19 protein-coding genes are annotated in these 15475 nt (G+C 65.2%); 11 read left to right on the top strand and 8 right to left on the bottom strand.

Translation table 11 applies throughout. From position 1 onward, the window contains the following. Positions 1 to 4 precede the first annotated feature (4 nt). From ACFOHJ_RS03205 to ACFOHJ_RS03195, 3 genes are read left to right on the top strand one after another with little or no spacing between them, the layout of a single operon-like run. Entirely contained in the window at positions 5 to 634 is a 630-nt protein-coding gene (locus ACFOHJ_RS03205) for a DUF1285 domain-containing protein (RefSeq protein ID WP_378218709.1), read from the top strand. After that, the gene (locus tag ACFOHJ_RS03200; RefSeq protein ID WP_378218462.1) at positions 634 to 1266 is read left to right on the top strand and encodes a CoA pyrophosphatase; all 633 of its coding nucleotides are present in this window, start codon (positions 634 to 636) and stop codon (positions 1264 to 1266) included. Before ACFOHJ_RS03205 ends, ACFOHJ_RS03200 begins: the two co-directional genes overlap by 1 nt. Next, entirely contained in the window at positions 1263 to 2525 is a 1263-nt protein-coding gene (locus ACFOHJ_RS03195) for a CCA tRNA nucleotidyltransferase (protein WP_378218460.1), read from the top strand. The genes ACFOHJ_RS03200 and ACFOHJ_RS03195 overlap by 4 nt, the downstream gene beginning before the upstream one ends. On the opposite strand, the gene ACFOHJ_RS03190 is transcribed toward ACFOHJ_RS03195, so the two are convergent. Next, a complete protein-coding gene (locus ACFOHJ_RS03190) occupies positions 2526 to 2711 on the bottom strand; it encodes a DUF1059 domain-containing protein (RefSeq protein ID WP_315924440.1) in 186 nt (61 codons plus the stop codon). A 121-nt stretch (positions 2712 to 2832) separates the two neighbouring features. After that, a complete protein-coding gene (gene hemF / locus ACFOHJ_RS03185; protein ID WP_378218458.1) occupies positions 2833 to 3747 on the bottom strand; it encodes an oxygen-dependent coproporphyrinogen oxidase in 915 nt (304 codons plus the stop codon). A 113-nt stretch (positions 3748 to 3860) separates the two neighbouring features. On the opposite strand from hemF, the gene ACFOHJ_RS03180 reads away from it, so the two are divergent. After that, positions 3861 to 4118 (top strand): hypothetical protein, encoded by a 258-nt coding sequence (locus tag ACFOHJ_RS03180; RefSeq protein ID WP_378218456.1) that lies wholly within the window; start codon positions 3861 to 3863, stop codon positions 4116 to 4118. On the opposite strand, the gene ACFOHJ_RS03175 is transcribed toward ACFOHJ_RS03180, so the two are convergent. Beyond that, positions 4087 to 4581, bottom strand: a complete 495-nt coding sequence (locus tag ACFOHJ_RS03175) for a tRNA (cytidine(34)-2'-O)-methyltransferase (RefSeq protein ID WP_378218455.1) — start codon at positions 4579 to 4581, stop codon at positions 4087 to 4089. The two genes, ACFOHJ_RS03180 and ACFOHJ_RS03175, sit on opposite strands and share 32 nt — an antisense overlap. 448 nt (positions 4582 to 5029) lie before the next feature. On the opposite strand from ACFOHJ_RS03175, the gene ACFOHJ_RS03170 reads away from it, so the two are divergent. Continuing rightward, positions 5030 to 6892 carry an ABC transporter ATP-binding protein gene (locus ACFOHJ_RS03170; protein ID WP_378218453.1) on the top strand — a complete coding sequence of 621 codons (1863 nt, stop codon included), beginning with the start codon at positions 5030 to 5032 and terminating at the stop codon, positions 6890 to 6892. A 3-nt stretch (positions 6893 to 6895) separates the two neighbouring features. Here ACFOHJ_RS03170 and ACFOHJ_RS03165 read toward each other — a convergent pair whose 3' ends face one another. Continuing rightward, on the bottom strand, positions 6896 to 7216 hold the full coding sequence (locus tag ACFOHJ_RS03165) for a BrnA antitoxin family protein (RefSeq protein WP_378218451.1): 321 nt from the start codon (positions 7214 to 7216) through the stop codon (positions 6896 to 6898). A gap of 88 nt (positions 7217 to 7304) precedes the next feature. Further along, positions 7305 to 7667 carry a BrnT family toxin gene (locus ACFOHJ_RS03160; protein ID WP_378218449.1) on the bottom strand — a complete coding sequence of 121 codons (363 nt, stop codon included), beginning with the start codon at positions 7665 to 7667 and terminating at the stop codon, positions 7305 to 7307. Between the two features lie 15 nt (positions 7668 to 7682). Here ACFOHJ_RS03160 and ACFOHJ_RS03155 point away from each other — a divergent pair, with 15 nt between their 5' ends. The 6 genes from ACFOHJ_RS03155 to ACFOHJ_RS03130 all read left to right on the top strand — a co-directional run bounded on the left by ACFOHJ_RS03155 (position 7683) and on the right by ACFOHJ_RS03130 (position 13619). Continuing rightward, on the top strand, positions 7683 to 9563 hold the full coding sequence (locus ACFOHJ_RS03155) for an ABC transporter ATP-binding protein (RefSeq protein WP_378218447.1): 1881 nt from the start codon (positions 7683 to 7685) through the stop codon (positions 9561 to 9563). 43 nt (positions 9564 to 9606) lie between these two features. After that, positions 9607 to 9915, top strand: coding sequence for a DUF6665 family protein (locus tag ACFOHJ_RS03150; protein ID WP_378218445.1), 309 nt, complete (start codon positions 9607 to 9609; stop codon positions 9913 to 9915). Between the two features lie 252 nt (positions 9916 to 10167). Then, positions 10168 to 10728: a ubiquinol-cytochrome c reductase iron-sulfur subunit gene (petA, locus tag ACFOHJ_RS03145; RefSeq protein WP_378218444.1), complete on the top strand. Its 561-nt coding sequence runs from the start codon at positions 10168 to 10170 to the stop codon at positions 10726 to 10728. A gap of 16 nt (positions 10729 to 10744) precedes the next feature. Beyond that, positions 10745 to 12049, top strand: a complete 1305-nt coding sequence (locus tag ACFOHJ_RS03140) for a cytochrome b (RefSeq protein ID WP_378218442.1) — start codon at positions 10745 to 10747, stop codon at positions 12047 to 12049. Between the two features lie 29 nt (positions 12050 to 12078). Beyond that, positions 12079 to 12951, top strand: coding sequence for a cytochrome c1 (locus ACFOHJ_RS03135; RefSeq protein WP_378218440.1), 873 nt, complete (start codon positions 12079 to 12081; stop codon positions 12949 to 12951). A 125-nt stretch (positions 12952 to 13076) separates the two neighbouring features. Beyond that, positions 13077 to 13619: an adenine phosphoribosyltransferase gene (locus ACFOHJ_RS03130; protein WP_378218439.1), complete on the top strand. Its 543-nt coding sequence runs from the start codon at positions 13077 to 13079 to the stop codon at positions 13617 to 13619. A 21-nt stretch (positions 13620 to 13640) separates the two neighbouring features. On the opposite strand, the gene ACFOHJ_RS03125 is transcribed toward ACFOHJ_RS03130, so the two are convergent. The 3 genes from ACFOHJ_RS03125 to ACFOHJ_RS03115 are packed head-to-tail and all read right to left on the bottom strand — an operon-like array spanning position 13641 to position 15387. Further along, on the bottom strand, positions 13641 to 14465 hold the full coding sequence (locus ACFOHJ_RS03125) for an FkbM family methyltransferase (RefSeq protein WP_378218437.1): 825 nt from the start codon (positions 14463 to 14465) through the stop codon (positions 13641 to 13643). Then, the gene (locus ACFOHJ_RS03120; RefSeq protein ID WP_378218436.1) at positions 14462 to 14926 is read right to left on the bottom strand and encodes a MaoC family dehydratase; all 465 of its coding nucleotides are present in this window, start codon (positions 14924 to 14926) and stop codon (positions 14462 to 14464) included. The genes ACFOHJ_RS03125 and ACFOHJ_RS03120 overlap by 4 nt, the downstream gene beginning before the upstream one ends. After that, a complete protein-coding gene (locus ACFOHJ_RS03115; protein ID WP_378218434.1) occupies positions 14923 to 15387 on the bottom strand; it encodes a MaoC family dehydratase in 465 nt (154 codons plus the stop codon). The genes ACFOHJ_RS03120 and ACFOHJ_RS03115 overlap by 4 nt, the downstream gene beginning before the upstream one ends. Between the last annotated feature and the right edge of the window lie 88 nt (positions 15388 to 15475).

The following is a 15475-nucleotide window of genomic DNA, read 5'->3' as shown; positions in this document are numbered from 1 at the left end:
GACGATGGCCAATCCCTTTCCCGAAAGACAGGAAACACTTGCCGCGGCCGCGGATTCGCGCGGGCTGGAAGCGCTGATTTCACGCGCCGCCCGGGCCGGCAAGGGCCTGCCGCCGGTGGAGCGGTGGAATCCGCCGTTCTGCGGCGACATCGACATGGAAATCCGGCAGGACGGCACCTGGTTCTACATGGGCACGCCGATCGGCCGCATGCCGCTGGTGCAGCTCTTCTCCACCGTGCTGCGCAAGGACGAGGACGGCAAGACCTATCTGGTGACGCCGGTGGAACGGGTGGGCATCCGCGTCGCCGACGCGCCCTTCGTGGCGGTCGAGGCGGATATCTCGGGCGAGGGCGGCGAACAGGCGATCACGCTGCGCACCAATGTCGGCGACGTGGTCGAGGTCGGGCCGGGGCATCCGCTGCGCTTCGTCGACGAGGCCGAGACCGGCGGGCTGAAGCCCTATGTGCTGGTACGCGGGCGGCTGGAGGCGCTGGTGGCGCGATCGGTGATGTACGAACTGGTCGGCCACGGCGAGGAGATCATGGTCGACGGCACGCTGGTCTTTGCGCTTCGTTCGCGCGGCGAGGTCTATCCGATCATGCCGGCGGACAGCCTGAAGCGGCTGAGCGCCTGATGGACAGGCTTGCCGTCCCCCGGTTTTCGGCCGCCGATTTCCGTGCCCGCGCGGCCCACCAGCCGGCCATGAAGGCGGGCGAGGTTTTCGGCGACCACCGCTTCAATCCCGGTCATCCCCGCCTGAGCAGGACCGATCCGCTGCGCGACGCGGCGGTGCTGATCCCGGTCGTGGACCATGGAGACGAGGCTTCCGTGCTGTTGACCAAGCGGTCGGAGAAATTGCGGGCGCATTCGGGGCAGGTGGCCTTTCCGGGCGGGGCCATCGATGCGACCGACCCGTCGCCGGAATTCGCCGCGCTGCGCGAGACGCGCGAGGAAATCGGCCTCGGCCGGGATTTCATCGAAGTCATCGGCCGCATGCCCGACTATGTTTCGGGCAGCGGCTATCGGATCGCACCGGTGCTGGGGATCGTGCGGCCGGGTTTTTCCCTGCATCTCAACCCCGACGAGGTCGATACGGCGTTCGAGGTGCCGCTTTCCTTCCTGATGGACCCGGCCAACCATCGCCGCGGCAGCCGCGTGTGGAACGATCTCGAATGGATGTTCTACGAGATGCCCTATGACGGCCAGCGGGTATGGGGCGTGACGGCCGGCATCCTGCGCACGCTGTATGAAAGGCTTTACGCGTGAGCGCCTCCCTGACCGGCAGGGCCGACTGGCTGGCCGAGGAACATCTGCAGCACCTGCTCGCCGTACTGAACGAAGGCGGCGAGGAGGCGCGCATTGCCGGCGGGGCGGTGCGCAACGCGCTGATCGGCGCGCCGGTCGCCGATGTCGACATCGCCACCACGACGCTGCCGGCAGAGACGATACGCCGCGCCGAGGCGGCGGGCCTGAAGGCCGTGCCGACAGGCGTCGAGCACGGCACCGTTACCGTTGTCGCCGGCGGCCGGCCGTTCGAGGTGACGACGCTGCGCGCCGATATCGAGACGGACGGCCGCCATGCGAAGGTGCTGTTCGGGCGCGACTGGAAGGCCGATGCCGAGCGGCGCGATTTCACCATCAACGCGCTTTACGCCGACGCCGATGGCAAGGTCGTCGACCTGGTCGGCGGCCTGGCCGACATCGAGGCGCGGCGGCTGCGCTTCATCGGCGATGCGGAGCAACGCATCCGCGAGGATTACCTGCGCATCCTGCGCTTTTTCCGCTTCTTCGCCTGGTATGGCGCCGGTCGACCCGATGCCGAGGGGCTGAAGGCCTGCGCGCGCCTGAAGGACGGGCTCGACCGGCTTTCGGCCGAGCGGGTCTGGACGGAACTGAAGAAGCTGCTGGCCGCCCCCGATCCGGCCCGCGCCCTGCTGTGGATGCGCCAGTCCGGCGCCCTGAGCAGGGTGCTGCCCGAAAGCGAGAAATGGGGCATTGATGCGATCCACGCGCTGGTGCGGAGCGAGCAGGACCTTGGTTGGCAGCCCGACCCGCTGCTGCGGCTGGAAGCCATCGTGCCGCCGGACGCGGTGCGCATGGAGGCGCTGGCGGCGCGCCTTAAGCTGTCGACCCGCGAGGCGACCCGGTTGAAGCAGTGGAGCCTCGCCGATCCGGTCGCACCCAGGACGACCGAGGCGCAACTGGCGAGGAAGCTCTACCGCGGCGACGTGTGCGCGGTGACGGACCGCCTGCTGCTGGCGCTGGCTTCGGCGCGGGCAAAAGCCATCGAGGACGATGCGGCGATGATCGAGGCGGGCGGCTATTCGCGCCTGCTCGCCTTCGCGCAGAAATGGGAAAAGCCGGTTTTTCCGGTCAGGGGCGCCGATCTTTCGACCCTCGGCGCTGCGCCCGGCCCGAAGATCGGGGCCACGCTCAGGACGCTTGAAAACGAGTGGATCGATTCGGGTTTCACGCTGGCGCGCGACGCGCTGCTCGAGCGCGCCGCGCATTTGCTGAAGGCGTGATCAGGCCGCGTCGCGGGCCTTTTCGATGCGCGAGCGGATGGCCTCGACCATCGTTTCTCGGATGATCGTCTCGCCGTGGGTCTCGCGCATATGCTCGATGGCGCGCCGCATGACTTCCGCTTCCTCTTCGGCGCGTGTGTGCCATTCGCAGCCGGGGACAAGCGATCCGCAGTGAAATTCCTTCATCGCAATCCTCCTTTCCTCGTTCTGTCGGGAGATAAGCATACCACGAAAGGCGCCGACAAGCTCGGCACGACCGGTAAAAACATCGCCGGCCACGGACGGCGTGGCTTCCGGAAGGGGCCGCTTACGGCCATTTCACTTCCGGCGGCATGGAAGACAGGATCGAAGCGACGTTGCCGCCCGTCTTCAGGCCGAAGATGGTGCCGCGGTCGTAGAGCAGATTGAACTCGACGTAGCGGCCGCGGCGGATCAACTGTTCTTCGCGGTCGCCGTCGGTCCAGTTGTCGTTGAAATTGCCCCGTACCAGATGCGGGTAGACGACGAGAAAAGCGCGGCCGACCTCCTGCACGAAGTTGAAGTCGGCCTCCCAGCCGCCCTTGTCGGCCTCCGAATGCAGCCAGTCGAAGAAGATGCCGCCGATACCGCGCGCCTCGCCCCGGTGCGACAGGTAGAAATATTCGTCGCACCAGGCCTTGTACTTGTCGTAGTCGGCGACGGCGGCGTTGCGCTCGCAGGCCAGCCGCATCACCTTGTGGAAGGCCACCGTGTCGGGATCCTCCTGCGTGCGGCGGCGGTCCAGCACCGGCGTCAGGTCGGCGCCGCCGCCAAACCACTGGCGCGAGGTCACCACCATGCGCGTGTTCATGTGCACGGCCGGCACGTTGGGGTTCCACGGGTGGGCGATCAGCGAGATGCCGCTCGCCCAATAGCGCGGGTCTTCCTCGGCGCCGGGTATCTGCTTGCGGAACTCCGGCGAGAATTCGCCGAAAACCGTCGAGGTGTGGACGCCGACCTTCTCGAAGACGCGGCCGTGCATCATCGACATGGTGCCGCCGCCACCGGCACCTTCGTCCTTCAGCCACGGCGTCTTTTCGAAGCGGCCCGGCGCCCAGGAAGCCTGCGGCCCCGCCAGATCGTCCTCGACCTTCTCGAAGGCGGTGCAGATGCGGTCGCGCAATTCCTCGAACCAGGCCTTGGCCGCCAGCTTCTTCGCCTCGATGTCGGCCGGGAGGCCCACGGGTATGTCGGGTCGTTCCACGCTGCAAATCTCCATGACGGCCGCGAATCGACCGATAGCCAAGCCTACAAATGACTCGTCTTTTGTGGGGCCGATCCCTAGTCTGTCTTTGATACGGGTCAAGGAGTTCTTTCATGCGTACTCCCGCACGACCGCCGTTGGACGGACTGAAGAAGCAACTGGACCGCCGCCGCGCCGAGCACGCGGGCAAGCCGCGGGACGGCTTCGTGCGGGAAACCTTCGTCCTTTCGCGCAGCGACGCGCGGCTGAAGGCGCGGGAATGGTTCGAGCGCTTTCCCAAGCAGGCCTACTGGACCGAGATCGAAAGCTGGTTCGAGCGGCCGGGCGACGTCATCGAGTTCACGATGCGCCGCCTGCCGGCGGCCGACTGACCGGCCACCCATTGACTTGCCGCAGCGCCTCGCCGGCCACCATCGCTACAGAGAGGGCGAGATTGATGCTGCGCGCGCCGGGCGCCATCGGGATGACGAGGCGGGCGTCGGCGCTGTCGTGGACATGTTCCGGCACGCCTGCCGACTCGCGGCCGAACAGGAGGACGTCGTCCGGCGCGAAGTGAAATTCCGTATAGGGCAGGGCGGCCCGGGTCGACAGGAGTGCCAGCCGCCGGCCCGCGCTCCTGCGCCATTCCTCGAAATGTTCCCAGTCGAGATGGCGCGTCAGCGCCGCCATTTCGAGATAGTCCATGCCGGCACGCTTCAGGTTCCGGTCCGAGAGATCGAAGCCGGCCGGCTCGATGATGTGGACCTCGAGCCCGAGGCAGGCCGCCAGGCGCAGGATCGTGCCGGTGTTGCCGGCGATGTCGGGCTGGTAGAGCGCGATGCTGGGGCGGGACATTTCACGACTCGCTCAGATGTGGCGCATCGGCCACAATGGCAGGATGCTTGGCCGGGGATCATGCCCGCGGCTGGTCAATTTGCGCGAATGCGTCTATAGAGCGTTCATTGTCAACACGAACCGAAGGAGGGGTAATCGATGACGCGTTTCCACACCAGCCCACTCCTCGCGTTGCAGTCCAGCCCGCCGGCGGTTCCGGTTCGACATTTCTTGTAGCTATCCAAGCCCTGTCGCATTGATCCTGCCGAAACCCGCTCCCGGTTTTCGAAGGTATCTTCAATGCTTTTCCGACATCTCAAGCGGCTTGATCTTCCGGCTGCGCCACCCCTTCAGAACCGGCCGCGCCTAGAGCGGGCCGCGTGTCCGGCGACCTTGTGGGTCGTGCCCCGGCACGCGCGCCCTGCGGTCTGGGCCGGGTATCCTCTTCCTCGTTCATCGGGAACAGACCATGTTTGATTGGTTCGAAAAAAGACTCGATCCGTTTCCTGCGGCGGAACCTGTCGAGCCGCCGCGGACGCTGATCGCGTTCTGCCTGCATTATACGCGCGGCGCTTGGCCTTATATCGCCGCCACCGGCCTGCTGATCACGGCGATCGCGCTGGCGGAAGTGTGGATGTTCAGCTTCCTCGGCCGGATCGTCGACTGGCTGTCGGCGCAGAATCGCGAGACCTTCCTGCAGACCGAAGGCTGGAAGCTCGCCGTGATGGCGTTCATCGTCGTCATCGTCCTTCCGGGCATGGCGCTGCTGCAATCGCTCGTCCACGACCAGACGCTGATGGGCAACTACCCGATGCGCATCCGCTGGGACGTGCACCGCTACCTGCTCAAGCAGTCGATGAGCTTCTACCAGGACGAGTTCGCCGGCCGCATCGCCACCAAGCTGATGCAGACGGCGCTGGCCGTGCGCGAATGCGTGGTCAAGGTGATCGACGTGCTCAACTACGTCATCGTCTATTTCCTGGGCATGCTGGTCATCGTCGGCTCGTCCGACTGGCGGCTGGCCATGCCGCTTCTGGGCTGGCTCGTCTGCTATGCGCTGCTCCTGTGGTACTATATCCCGAGGCTTGGCCGCGTTTCGGCCGAGCAGGCCGATGCGCGCTCGGTGATGACCGGGCGCATCGTCGATTCCTACGCCAACATCCAGACGGTGAAGCTGTTTTCTCACGCCAGGCGCGAAGCGACCTATGCGCGCGACAGCATGGCCATCTTCATGGACACGGTCTATCGCTCGATGCGGCTGGTCACCGGCCTCTACGGCCTGCTCTATCTGCTCAACTCGCTGCTTCTGTTCGCCGTCGCGGCGCTGTCGATCTGGCTGTGGCTGGGCGACCTGGTGTCGATCGGGGCGGTCGCCGTGGTCATCGGCCTTGTGCTGCGCCTTTGGGGCATGTCGCAATGGATCATGTGGGAGATGTCGGCGCTGTTCGAGAACGTCGGCACGGTGCAGGACGGCATCGGCTCCATCTCGCTGCCGCGGCTGGTCGAGGACCGGCCGGGGGCGGGCGAGATCGCCGTCGATAGGGGCGAAATCCGCTTCGAAGGCATCGGCTTCCACTATGGCAAGGGCAAGGGCGTCATCGACAACCTGTCGCTGACCATCCGGCCGGGCGAAAAGGTCGGCATCGTCGGGCGTTCGGGCGCGGGCAAGTCGACGCTGGTCAACCTGCTGCTGCGCTTCTACGACCTCGAACGCGGCCGTATTCTGGTGGACGGCCAGGAGATCGCGGCGGTGAAGCAGGATTCGCTGCGCGCCCAGATCGGCATGGTGACGCAGGACACCTCGCTGCTGCATCGTTCCGTGCGCGACAACATCCTCTATGGCCGCCCCGATGCGACCGAGGAAATGATGATCGAGGCGGCACGGCGCGCGGCGGTGATGGATTTCATCGGCGGGCTCGCCGACTACAAGGGGCGCAAGGGGTTCGACGCCCATGTCGGCGAGCGCGGCGTGAAACTGTCCGGCGGCCAGCGCCAGCGCATCGCCATCGCCCGCGTCATGCTGAAGGACGCGCCGATCCTGATTCTCGACGAGGCCACTTCGGCGCTCGATTCGGAGGTCGAGGCGGCGATCCAGGAAAATCTCTACAAGCTGATGCAGGGAAAGACCGTCATCGCCATCGCCCACCGGCTTTCCACAATCGCGGCCATGGACCGGCTGGTGGTGATGGACCAGGGCCGCATCGTCGAGGAGGGCACCCACGACGAACTGGTTGCCGCAGGTGGCCTCTACGCGCAGTTGTGGCAACGCCAGTCCGGCGGTTTCCTGCTCGACGAGGGCCCGGTCGACGTGAAGGAGGCGGCGGCGGAGTGATGGCTATTTTAGGCCGGCGGCCCTGCGCAGGGCGGCGTTGATGCGCGTCTGCCAGCCGGGGCCGTCCTTGGCGAAGAAGTCGATGACTTCCTGATCGAGGCGCAGGTGGACGGAGCGTTTCGTGCGGGGCAGGGGCGGACGGCCGAGACGCCGCCGTTCGTTCCTCTCCAGCACTTCCTCCAAAAGCGGTGTATCGGGGTCGGAGAGAGCGGCGGCGGTGATCGCGTCATCCTTCTCATCGGTCATGTTTTCGTAAGCGGCGCGCGCCATTTCCTTGGCGCGCGCAAGCTTCGCAGGGTCCGGCGGCGGCCTCTTTGCGGTCATCCCGAGGGGCGGCCGGGCCACGCTACCGGCGGAGCCGGACGTCTCTGCCTGAGGCTTACTCGGCAAGGCGTAGGAACGATCCTTTGCTTTAGCGCTCATAGAATCTCCTGTTTTCGCTTCTCGTTGCCTGCCGAAGCGAAATTACGCGAACCACGTCGCCGCGCTCCGTGAAAACCAAGGCATGTAACCGGGCGCCGACAACCCCGATTGCAAGAATCCGTTCCTCACCATAGTTCATCGTGTCGTCTATGGTATAAAGGGCGGTGTCGAAATCGAAAGCTGCACCGCCTCGAAATCGATCCCGTGCTTGGCCTTGTTGGACCTCGCCTTGTTCTCGTCCCACTCGAACCGCATAGCGCCCCCACGCCATCTCTATTCTATATATGATATTGCCCGAGATGACCAGTATTTTTGTGGCCACAAAAAATAGCGGCGCCGACAGTTTTGCCAACGGGAGCGCGGCCGCATGATGAACGCACTCTACCGCTGGTTCGAGAACTGGGTTTCCCCGTTTCGGGAGCCCGCGAATCTCAGGCCGCCGGCCAGTGTCGGCGGCTTTCTCTGGCACTATGTCGGCCAGGCGAAGTTCGCCTTTTTCGCCATGCTGGTCATCGGCGGCATCGCGCCGCTGGTCGAAGCCGGCCTGTTCTACTTCGTCGGCCGCATCGTCGATCTGCTCGACCAGTTACCGGCCGAGCGAAGCTGGCATGCGTTGTGGCAGGCGGCCGGTCCCGAGCTGCTGTTTATGGTCGTGGTGGTGCTGGTCATCCGCACCCTCGTCGTGGCGCTGTCGGCGCTGGTCGGCGAGCAGACTGTGGTGCCCGGCTTCTTCAACCTCGTGCGCTGGCAGGCGCACCGACATGTCTCGCGCCAGGCCTATTCCTTCTTCCAGAACGATTTCGCCGGCCGCATCGCCACCAAGGTGTGGCAGGCGGGGCAGGCGACCGGCGATCTGATGGAAAGCTTCATCGAGGTGGTGTGGTTCATGGTCGTCTACACCGTCACCACGCTGGCGCTGGTGGCGGGGCTCGACTGGCGGCTGGCGGTGCTGGTGGTGATCTGGATAACCGCCTTCGGCCTGTTGGCCAGGCTTTACCTGCCGTCGATCCGCAAGCACGCGGAGGCGACGGCCGAGGCCGGGTCGATGATCAACGGCCGCATCGTCGATTCCTACTCGAACGTGCAGACGCTGAAGCTGTTCGCGGCTGACGGCGACGATCGCTATATCCGCAACGGCTTCGACATCTATCTTGGCGAACTCAAGCCGTTCACGCGCCGGCTGACCGGCGTGCGGGTGGCGCTGACGGCGCTGTCGGGCGTCATGATCACGGTGATCGGCTGTTTTTCCGTCTACCTGTGGATGGGCGGGCTGATCACGGTCGGCGCGGTCGCCTTCACCCTGTCGCTGGTGCTTCGGCTCAATATGCTGCTCGGCCGGCTGATGATGCAGTTGAACGGCATCCTGCGCAATCTGGGCGTGCTGGAGAACTCCAAGGCGCTGATTTCGCAGCCGCTCGGCCTGGTCGATGCGCCGGATGCGCGTGAGCTGATCGTCGCCGGCGGGCGTATCGACTTCGACGGCGTCACGTTTCACTACGGCAAGGGCGGCGGCGTGCTCGACGGCATCGACCTGACCGTACGGCCGGGCGAGAAGGTCGGGCTGATCGGCCCCTCGGGTGCCGGCAAGACCACGTTGGTCAACCTGATGCTGAGGCTCTACGACCTCGAAGGCGGCAGGATCGCCATCGACGGGCAGGACGTGGCAACGGTGACGCAGAATTCGCTGCGTGCCAATATCGGCGTGGTCAGCCAGGACACCGCGCTGTTCCACCGCTCGCTGCGCGACAATATCCGGCTCGGCATGGAGGACGCCAGCGACGACGACGTGGTGGCGGCGGCGAAGAAAGCCGAGGCGCATGACTTCATCCTGCGCCTTCGCGACAACAAGGGCCGCGCCGGCTACGACGCCTTTGTCGGCGAGCGGGGCGTGAAATTGTCGGGCGGGCAGCGCCAGCGCATCGCCATTGCCCGTGTTTTCCTCAAGGATGCCCCGATCCTGGTGCTGGATGAGGCGACCTCGGCGCTGGACTCCGACATCGAGGCGGCGATCCAGGAAAACCTGGCAAGGCTGATGCAGGGCAAGACCGTCATCGCCATCGCGCACCGGCTCTCAACCATCGCGGCGCTCGACCGGCTGGTGGTTCTGGACGGCGGGCGCATCGTGGAAGAGGGTACGCATGACGAGCTGGTCGCCCTCGACGGTCTTTATGCACGGTTGTGGAAACGCCAATCCGGTGGCTTCCTGTTCAACGAGGAAAGCGCGCTCGAGGAAACGCGGCCGGCATGAGGGGCGGGCCGCGACTTGCCCGGCGCGGATAGGGACGCGAATCATGGCGGTGCGGATGCCTTCGAATTTCGGCCAGTCCGGGCATGGCGACGATGCCCCGGATGTCCTCGGCTTCGAGATACTGGCGGAAAAGGCGGCCTCTCTCGGCCGTGCCGGCGAGCGGGTGGAGGCCGCGCTGGCGCGGTTGCGGAAGGGAGGGGCCGAGGAACGCGCCGTCCTCCTGAAGGCGGCGGCCGAGGCGGTGCACGCCTACTTCATCCAGCGGGAATTGTGCGGTTTGCGCCGCCACGACGCCGCAATCCGCGAGTATGACATCCCCAAGGCGGTTCTGGCGCGGCTCGGCGCGCGATAGCTTTCCACAGGTGGTTTTTGCGCGAAGCGGACACGGCGGTCTGCCGCGTTGGCGAACGCCGGATTTCCTCCCCGCGACAATCTGCCCTTGGGTGCTCACCCGACTGGACAAAAAGGGGCTTCACGCATAAACCGAAGTCAAAATGCCGGAGGAATTCGCTAGCCTGTCCGCCATGCGCTGTCGGGCAGATGCGATGGAGCGGGGAAAAGGGCTCGGCTTTCGGCAGGTAAGAGGCGAAAGGACCAGGCACCCGTGAGCGCAACCGAGATCGAAGATCCCAACCGTCGTGATTTTCTCTATGTCGCCACCGGCATGGCTGCCGTGGTTGGCGCGGGGGCTTTTGCGTGGCCCTTCATCGACCAGATGCGGCCCGACGCTTCGACGCTGGCGCTGTCCACCGTCGAAGTCGACGTGTCGTCGCTCGCTCCCGGCTCCTCGCTGGTGGTGAAGTGGCGCGGCAAGCCCGTGGTGGTGCGCAACCGCACGCCCGAGGAAATGAAGAGCGGCGAGGACGTCAAGCTTTCGGACCTCAAGGATCCGCTGGCCCGCAACGCCAACCTGCCCAGCGACGCGCCGGCGACCGACGCCAACCGCAGCACCCCCGGCAAGGAAGCCTGGATGGTCATGGTTCAGGTCTGCACCCATCTGGGCTGCATTCCGCTCGGCCAGGAAGGCGAGTTCGGCGGCTGGTTCTGCCCGTGCCACGGTTCGGTCTACGATACGGCCGGGCGCATCCGCCATGGGCCGGCGCCGGAGAACATGGAAATTCCGGTATTCAAATTCATTTCCGATACAAAGATTCTGATCGGCTGAGGTAGGGGGTATTTTCATGAGCGAGGGACACTCGACCTATATGCCGAAGACCGGCCTGGGGCGCTGGTTCGACGCGCGCATGCCGCTGCCGCGCCTGGTCTACGATTCATTCGTCGCCTATCCGGTGCCGCGCAATCTCAACTATTTCTGGGCTTTCGGCGGCATCCTGTCGGTCATGCTGGTGGCGCAGATCCTGACCGGCATCGTGCTGGCCATGCACTACGTGTCCGACACGTCGCTGGCCTTCGATTCGGTCGAAAAGATCATGCGCGACGTCAATGGCGGCTGGATGCTTCGCTACCTGCACGCCAACGGCGCGTCGTTCTTCTTCATCGCCGTCTACATCCACATTTTCCGTGGTCTCTATTACGGTTCCTACAAGGCGCCGCGCGAGCTTTTGTGGATCCTCGGCTGCATCATCTACCTGCTGATGATGGCGACCGGGTTCATGGGCTACGTGCTGCCGTGGGGCCAGATGTCGTTCTGGGGCGCCACCGTCATCACCGGTTTCTTCAGCGCCATTCCGCTGGTCGGCAACTGGATCCAGGAGCTGCTGCTCGGTGGCTTCGCCGTCGACAACCCGACGCTGAACCGCTTCTTCGCGCTGCACTACCTGCTGCCGTTCATGATCGCCGGTGTCGTGGTGCTGCACATCTGGGCGCTGCACGTGGTCGGGCAGAACAACCCGACCGGCATCGAGGTGAAGTCGAAGACCGATACCGTGGCCTTCACGCCCTATGCGACCATCAAGGACGGCATGGCCATGGTGGTGTTCGCGCTGGTGTTCGCCTACTTCGTCTTCTACCTGCCGAACTATCTCGGCCATCCGGACAACTACACGCTTGCCGATCCGCTGAAGACGCCAGCGCATATCGTTCCGGAATGGTACTTCCTGCCGTTCTACGCGATCCTGCGCGCCATCACCTTCAACATCGGGCCTATCAACTCCAAGCTCGGCGGCGTGCTGGCCATGTTCGGCGCCATCGCCATGCTGTTCCTGGTGCCGTGGCTCGATACGTCGCGGGTTCGCTCGGCGGTCTACCGGCCGTGGTACAAGCTGTTCTTCTGGCTGTTCGCCGCCGACGCCGTCCTGCTCGGCTGGCTCGGTTCGCAGCCGGCGGAAGGCAGCTACGTGTTCATGGCGCAGATGGCGACGCTGTTCTACTTCGCCTTCTTCCTGATCATCATGCCGGTTCTCGGCCTGATCGAGACGCCGCGCCGCCTGCCGAACTCGATTACCGAGGCGGTGCTGGAAAAGAACAAGGGGGCCGGCAGCGTACATCCTGCCGGGGCCAGCGCCGCGCCGGAAACGCGGGGCTGAGCGATTAGAGAATCGATGAGGGATTAGGTATGAAAAAGATTCTCACGTCGCTGGCGGCATTCGGCCTGGTGCTTGCGGGCGCCGCGGCCATCGGCACCGCCGCGCAGGCCCAGGAAGAGACGGCGGCCGCGGCCGCGCCGACGCACTTCCCGATCCATGAGCCCAAGGAGTTCAACTGGAGCTTCAACGGCCCGTTCGGGACCTACGACAAGGCGCAGTTGCAGCGTGGCCTGCAGGTCTACAAGGAAGTTTGCGCCGCCTGCCATTCGATGCATATGGTGGCGTTCCGCACGCTGGAAGACCTCGGTTACTCGGAAGCGCAGGTGAAGGCCTTCGCCGCCGAATACACCATCCATGATGGCCCCAACGACGACGGCGACATGTTCGACCGTCCGGGCAAGCCGTCCGACTACTTCCCGTCGCCGTTCCCGAACGTGCAGGCGGCCGCCGCTGCCAATGGGGGTGCCGCTCCGCCGGACATGTCGCTGCTGGCCAAGGCGCGGGGTCTGGAGCGCGGCTTCCCGCAGTTCGTCTTCGACATCTTCACGCAGTATGCGGCGGGCGGACCGGACTACATCCATGCGCTGCTGACCGGCTACAACCAGGAGCCGCCGGCCGGCATGGTCATCCCGGAAGGCACGCATTACAACCCGTACTTCAACGCCGGTGTTTCGCTGAAGATGCCGCCGCCGCTTTCCGACGGCCAGGTCACCTACAGCGACGGATCGCCGGAGACGGTCGAGCAGTATTCCGAGGACGTTTCGGCGTTCCTGATGTGGGCTGCGGAGCCGCATCTGGAAGAGCGCAAGAAGACCGGCTTCCGCGTCGTGATCTTCCTGCTTCTGTTCGCTGGCCTGGTCTATGCGACCAAGCGCAAGGTGTGGGCCGGCGTCGCGCACTAAGCGGACGGTTCATGGTTCGCCGGCTTGCGGCGAACCGTTAAGGAATAAGGACAGGGCGCCGTCGAGCGCCCTTTTCTTTTGGGCGCGGAAGCGTCAAGACTGACAGGCAACCGGAGCCCGCTCCCATGGAATCTCTCGAAGACACGCTGCGCGGCGCGATCCGCACCATCCCCGACTATCCGAAGCCGGGCGTGCTGTTTCGCGACATCACCACGCTGCTCGGCAATGCCCGCGCCTTTCGCGACGCCATCGACGCGCTGGTGCGGCCCCATGCCGTTGGGACGGTCGACAAGATCGCCGGCATCGAGGCGCGTGGCTTCATCCTCGGCGGTGCGGTCGCGCACCAGCTCTCGGCCGGCTTCGTTCCGATCCGCAAGAAGGGCAAGCTGCCGCACGAGACGGTACGCGTCGCCTACAGCCTCGAATACGGGCTGGATGAGATGGAGATGCACCGGGACGGCGTGAAGCCCGGGGAGAAGGTCATCCTCGTCGACGACCTGATTGCGACCGGGGGCACGGCCGAGGCGGCAGTGAAGCTGTTGCGCCAGATCGGCGCCGATATCCTCGCGGCGTGCTTCGTCATCGACCTGCCCGACCTCGGCGGCCGCCGCAGGCTCGAGGCGCTGGGAGTTCCGGTGCGGACACTGATCGGGTTCGAGGGGCACTGACGAGTGCGGGCGGCCGCCGTTTCAGCTTCGCTCGGCCGGCACGCAGAAGACGTCGAAATGGCTCTCCTGCATCATGTCGTCGGCCCCGAGTTCCTTGCCGCGTAGTTCGGTATAGGGCCGGGCGCGATAGACCCGGTAGTTGAACTCCACGCTCAGCAGGCGGTGAAACGAGCGGCGATAGTCTTCCGAGGTGTGCCGGTAGACTTCGCAGAGCAGGTAGGGGCGGGCGCTGTCGATCAGTTCTCGCAGCGTTTCGATGACGGCCAGGTCGTTGCCTTCGGTGTCCGTCTTGACGAACTTCACGCGCGCCAGCCATTCGGGCGCGAGGTTTTCCAGTTCGCGGCTGATGTTGCGGCCCTCCACCTCCAGCCGGTAGAGATGTCCGCCGCGCAGCCTGCCGAGATCCGATAGATCGCCGCCGTTGCAAAAACCCGGGTCGCTGTAGTCGAAGGTGAGTGCCGCCGTTTCCTTCGTCGCGGCGTAGGGAAGGACGGTGATGGGTGCTGCTGCCGGATTGAGGCGGGCATTCAGTTCGAGGACCGGAAGCACGTAGCGGTTCGGCTCGACGGCAAAGACACGGCCCGTCGGCCCGGCCGCCAGCGCGAACGGCACGGCGGTATCACCGATATGCGCGCCGATGTCGAGCACGGCATCTCCCGGCGCGATATAGCGGCGCAGTTCATCGACCGCTGCCTGGTTAAGGACCTTTGCCTTGCACTTCGGGTGAAGCCACTGGGCGAACTGTACCTGCCCCTCCCGTTCAAGCTCGAACGTGTCGATGCGGTGGCCATAGGCGCGGGGCGGCGAACGCAGGCCGATGAATTCGAGGAGCGTGCGCGCCTTCATTGCACCTTCACCAGCACGGCGTTTTCGAACTCGATGACCTTGGCTTCGGTGGAATCGTAGCCCTCGGCGCGGATGGTCAGGAGCCGCCCGCCAGGGCGCGAGGCGACCGGGCGGTGGGCAAGGCAGGTGCGGGTGAAGCGCACGGTTTCGCCGGCATAGACCGGCTTCAGCCATTTGAGGTTGCGGAAGCCGGGGGAGGGGCCGAATTCCGGCGGCTCGCCGGGGCCGCTCCAGCCGGAGCCGCCCATGCCGCAGGCGAGATGGTATTTCATCCACGTCGCCGCCGTGTGCCAGCCCGAGGCGCACAGGGCGCCGAACACGCTGTTCTTCGCGGCGACCTCGTCGACATGGAAGGGTTGCGGATCGTATTTGCGCGCGAAGGCCTTGATTTCGTCCGGCTGGAAGGTGTGGGAGCCGAGCGTGACGGTGACGCCGATGGCGAAGAACGCATCCAGGCTCATGATCCGGCAGCCTCCCGGGTAAGGAACATGGCGGAGTTCTCGAACTCGAACACGCTTTCGCCGCGCTGGTTGAGCATCTCGGCGCGCAACTGGACGAAACCAAGTTGCGGCTTGGAGCGCGACAGCCGCTTGGACAGGATGGTGCAGCGGCCGGTCAGCGTGTCGCCGGCAAGCACCGGCTTCTTCCACTTGACGTACTCGATGCCGGGCGAGCCCTGCGACGTCGAATCGAGCAGGAAGCCATCGCATAAAAGCCGCATGAACATGGCGCAGGTATGCCAGCCGGAGGCCGACAGGCCGCCGAGGATGCTGCGCCTGCCCGCTTCCTCGTCCAGATGCATCGGCTGGGCGTCGAACTCGGAGGCGAATTCGACGATCTCTTCGGCGGTTACCAGCTTGCTGCCAAGGTCGAGCGTCGCGCCTTCGACAAAATCCTCAAAGGCCCAGGTCTTGGCCGCCATGTCTGCTCGCCCCGCTTGTCGTCTTCCGATCACCATGGACCTTGCGGCGGCACCGGACAAGCCGGCCACGCCGCCTGTCTTCTCCTCG

Origin of the sequence: Aquamicrobium soli (assembly GCF_042646345.1) — a bacterium.
Lineage (GTDB): Bacteria > Pseudomonadota > Alphaproteobacteria > Rhizobiales > Rhizobiaceae > Mesorhizobium > Mesorhizobium soli_A.
The sequence above is the reverse complement of the archived record's forward strand: the minus strand, read 5'-3'. Positions and strand labels throughout refer to the sequence as shown.

Excerpts from the sequence above, each read along its gene's own strand:
- ACFOHJ_RS03205 (WP_378218709.1), top strand. The coding sequence starts at position 5 with ATGGCCAATCCCTTTCCCGAAAGACAGGAAACACTTGCCGCGGCCGCG.
- ACFOHJ_RS03200 (WP_378218462.1), top strand. The coding sequence starts at position 634 with ATGGACAGGCTTGCCGTCCCCCGGTTTTCGGCCGCCGATTTCCGTGCC.
- ACFOHJ_RS03190 (WP_315924440.1), bottom strand. The coding sequence starts at position 2,711 with ATGAAGGAATTTCACTGCGGATCGCTTGTCCCCGGCTGCGAATGGCAC.
- ACFOHJ_RS03180 (WP_378218456.1), top strand. The coding sequence starts at position 3,861 with ATGCGTACTCCCGCACGACCGCCGTTGGACGGACTGAAGAAGCAACTG.
- ACFOHJ_RS03175 (WP_378218455.1), bottom strand. The coding sequence starts at position 4,581 with ATGTCCCGCCCCAGCATCGCGCTCTACCAGCCCGACATCGCCGGCAAC.
- ACFOHJ_RS03170 (WP_378218453.1), top strand. The coding sequence starts at position 5,030 with ATGTTTGATTGGTTCGAAAAAAGACTCGATCCGTTTCCTGCGGCGGAA.
- ACFOHJ_RS03165 (WP_378218451.1), bottom strand. The coding sequence starts at position 7,216 with ATGACCGCAAAGAGGCCGCCGCCGGACCCTGCGAAGCTTGCGCGCGCC.
- ACFOHJ_RS03155 (WP_378218447.1), top strand. The coding sequence starts at position 7,683 with ATGATGAACGCACTCTACCGCTGGTTCGAGAACTGGGTTTCCCCGTTT.
- ACFOHJ_RS03150 (WP_378218445.1), top strand. The coding sequence starts at position 9,607 with ATGGCGGTGCGGATGCCTTCGAATTTCGGCCAGTCCGGGCATGGCGAC.
- ACFOHJ_RS03140 (WP_378218442.1), top strand. The coding sequence starts at position 10,745 with ATGAGCGAGGGACACTCGACCTATATGCCGAAGACCGGCCTGGGGCGC.
- ACFOHJ_RS03135 (WP_378218440.1), top strand. The coding sequence starts at position 12,079 with ATGAAAAAGATTCTCACGTCGCTGGCGGCATTCGGCCTGGTGCTTGCG.
- ACFOHJ_RS03130 (WP_378218439.1), top strand. The coding sequence starts at position 13,077 with ATGGAATCTCTCGAAGACACGCTGCGCGGCGCGATCCGCACCATCCCC.
- ACFOHJ_RS03125 (WP_378218437.1), bottom strand. The coding sequence starts at position 14,465 with ATGAAGGCGCGCACGCTCCTCGAATTCATCGGCCTGCGTTCGCCGCCC.
- ACFOHJ_RS03120 (WP_378218436.1), bottom strand. The coding sequence starts at position 14,926 with ATGAGCCTGGATGCGTTCTTCGCCATCGGCGTCACCGTCACGCTCGGC.
- ACFOHJ_RS03115 (WP_378218434.1), bottom strand. The coding sequence starts at position 15,387 with ATGGCGGCCAAGACCTGGGCCTTTGAGGATTTTGTCGAAGGCGCGACG.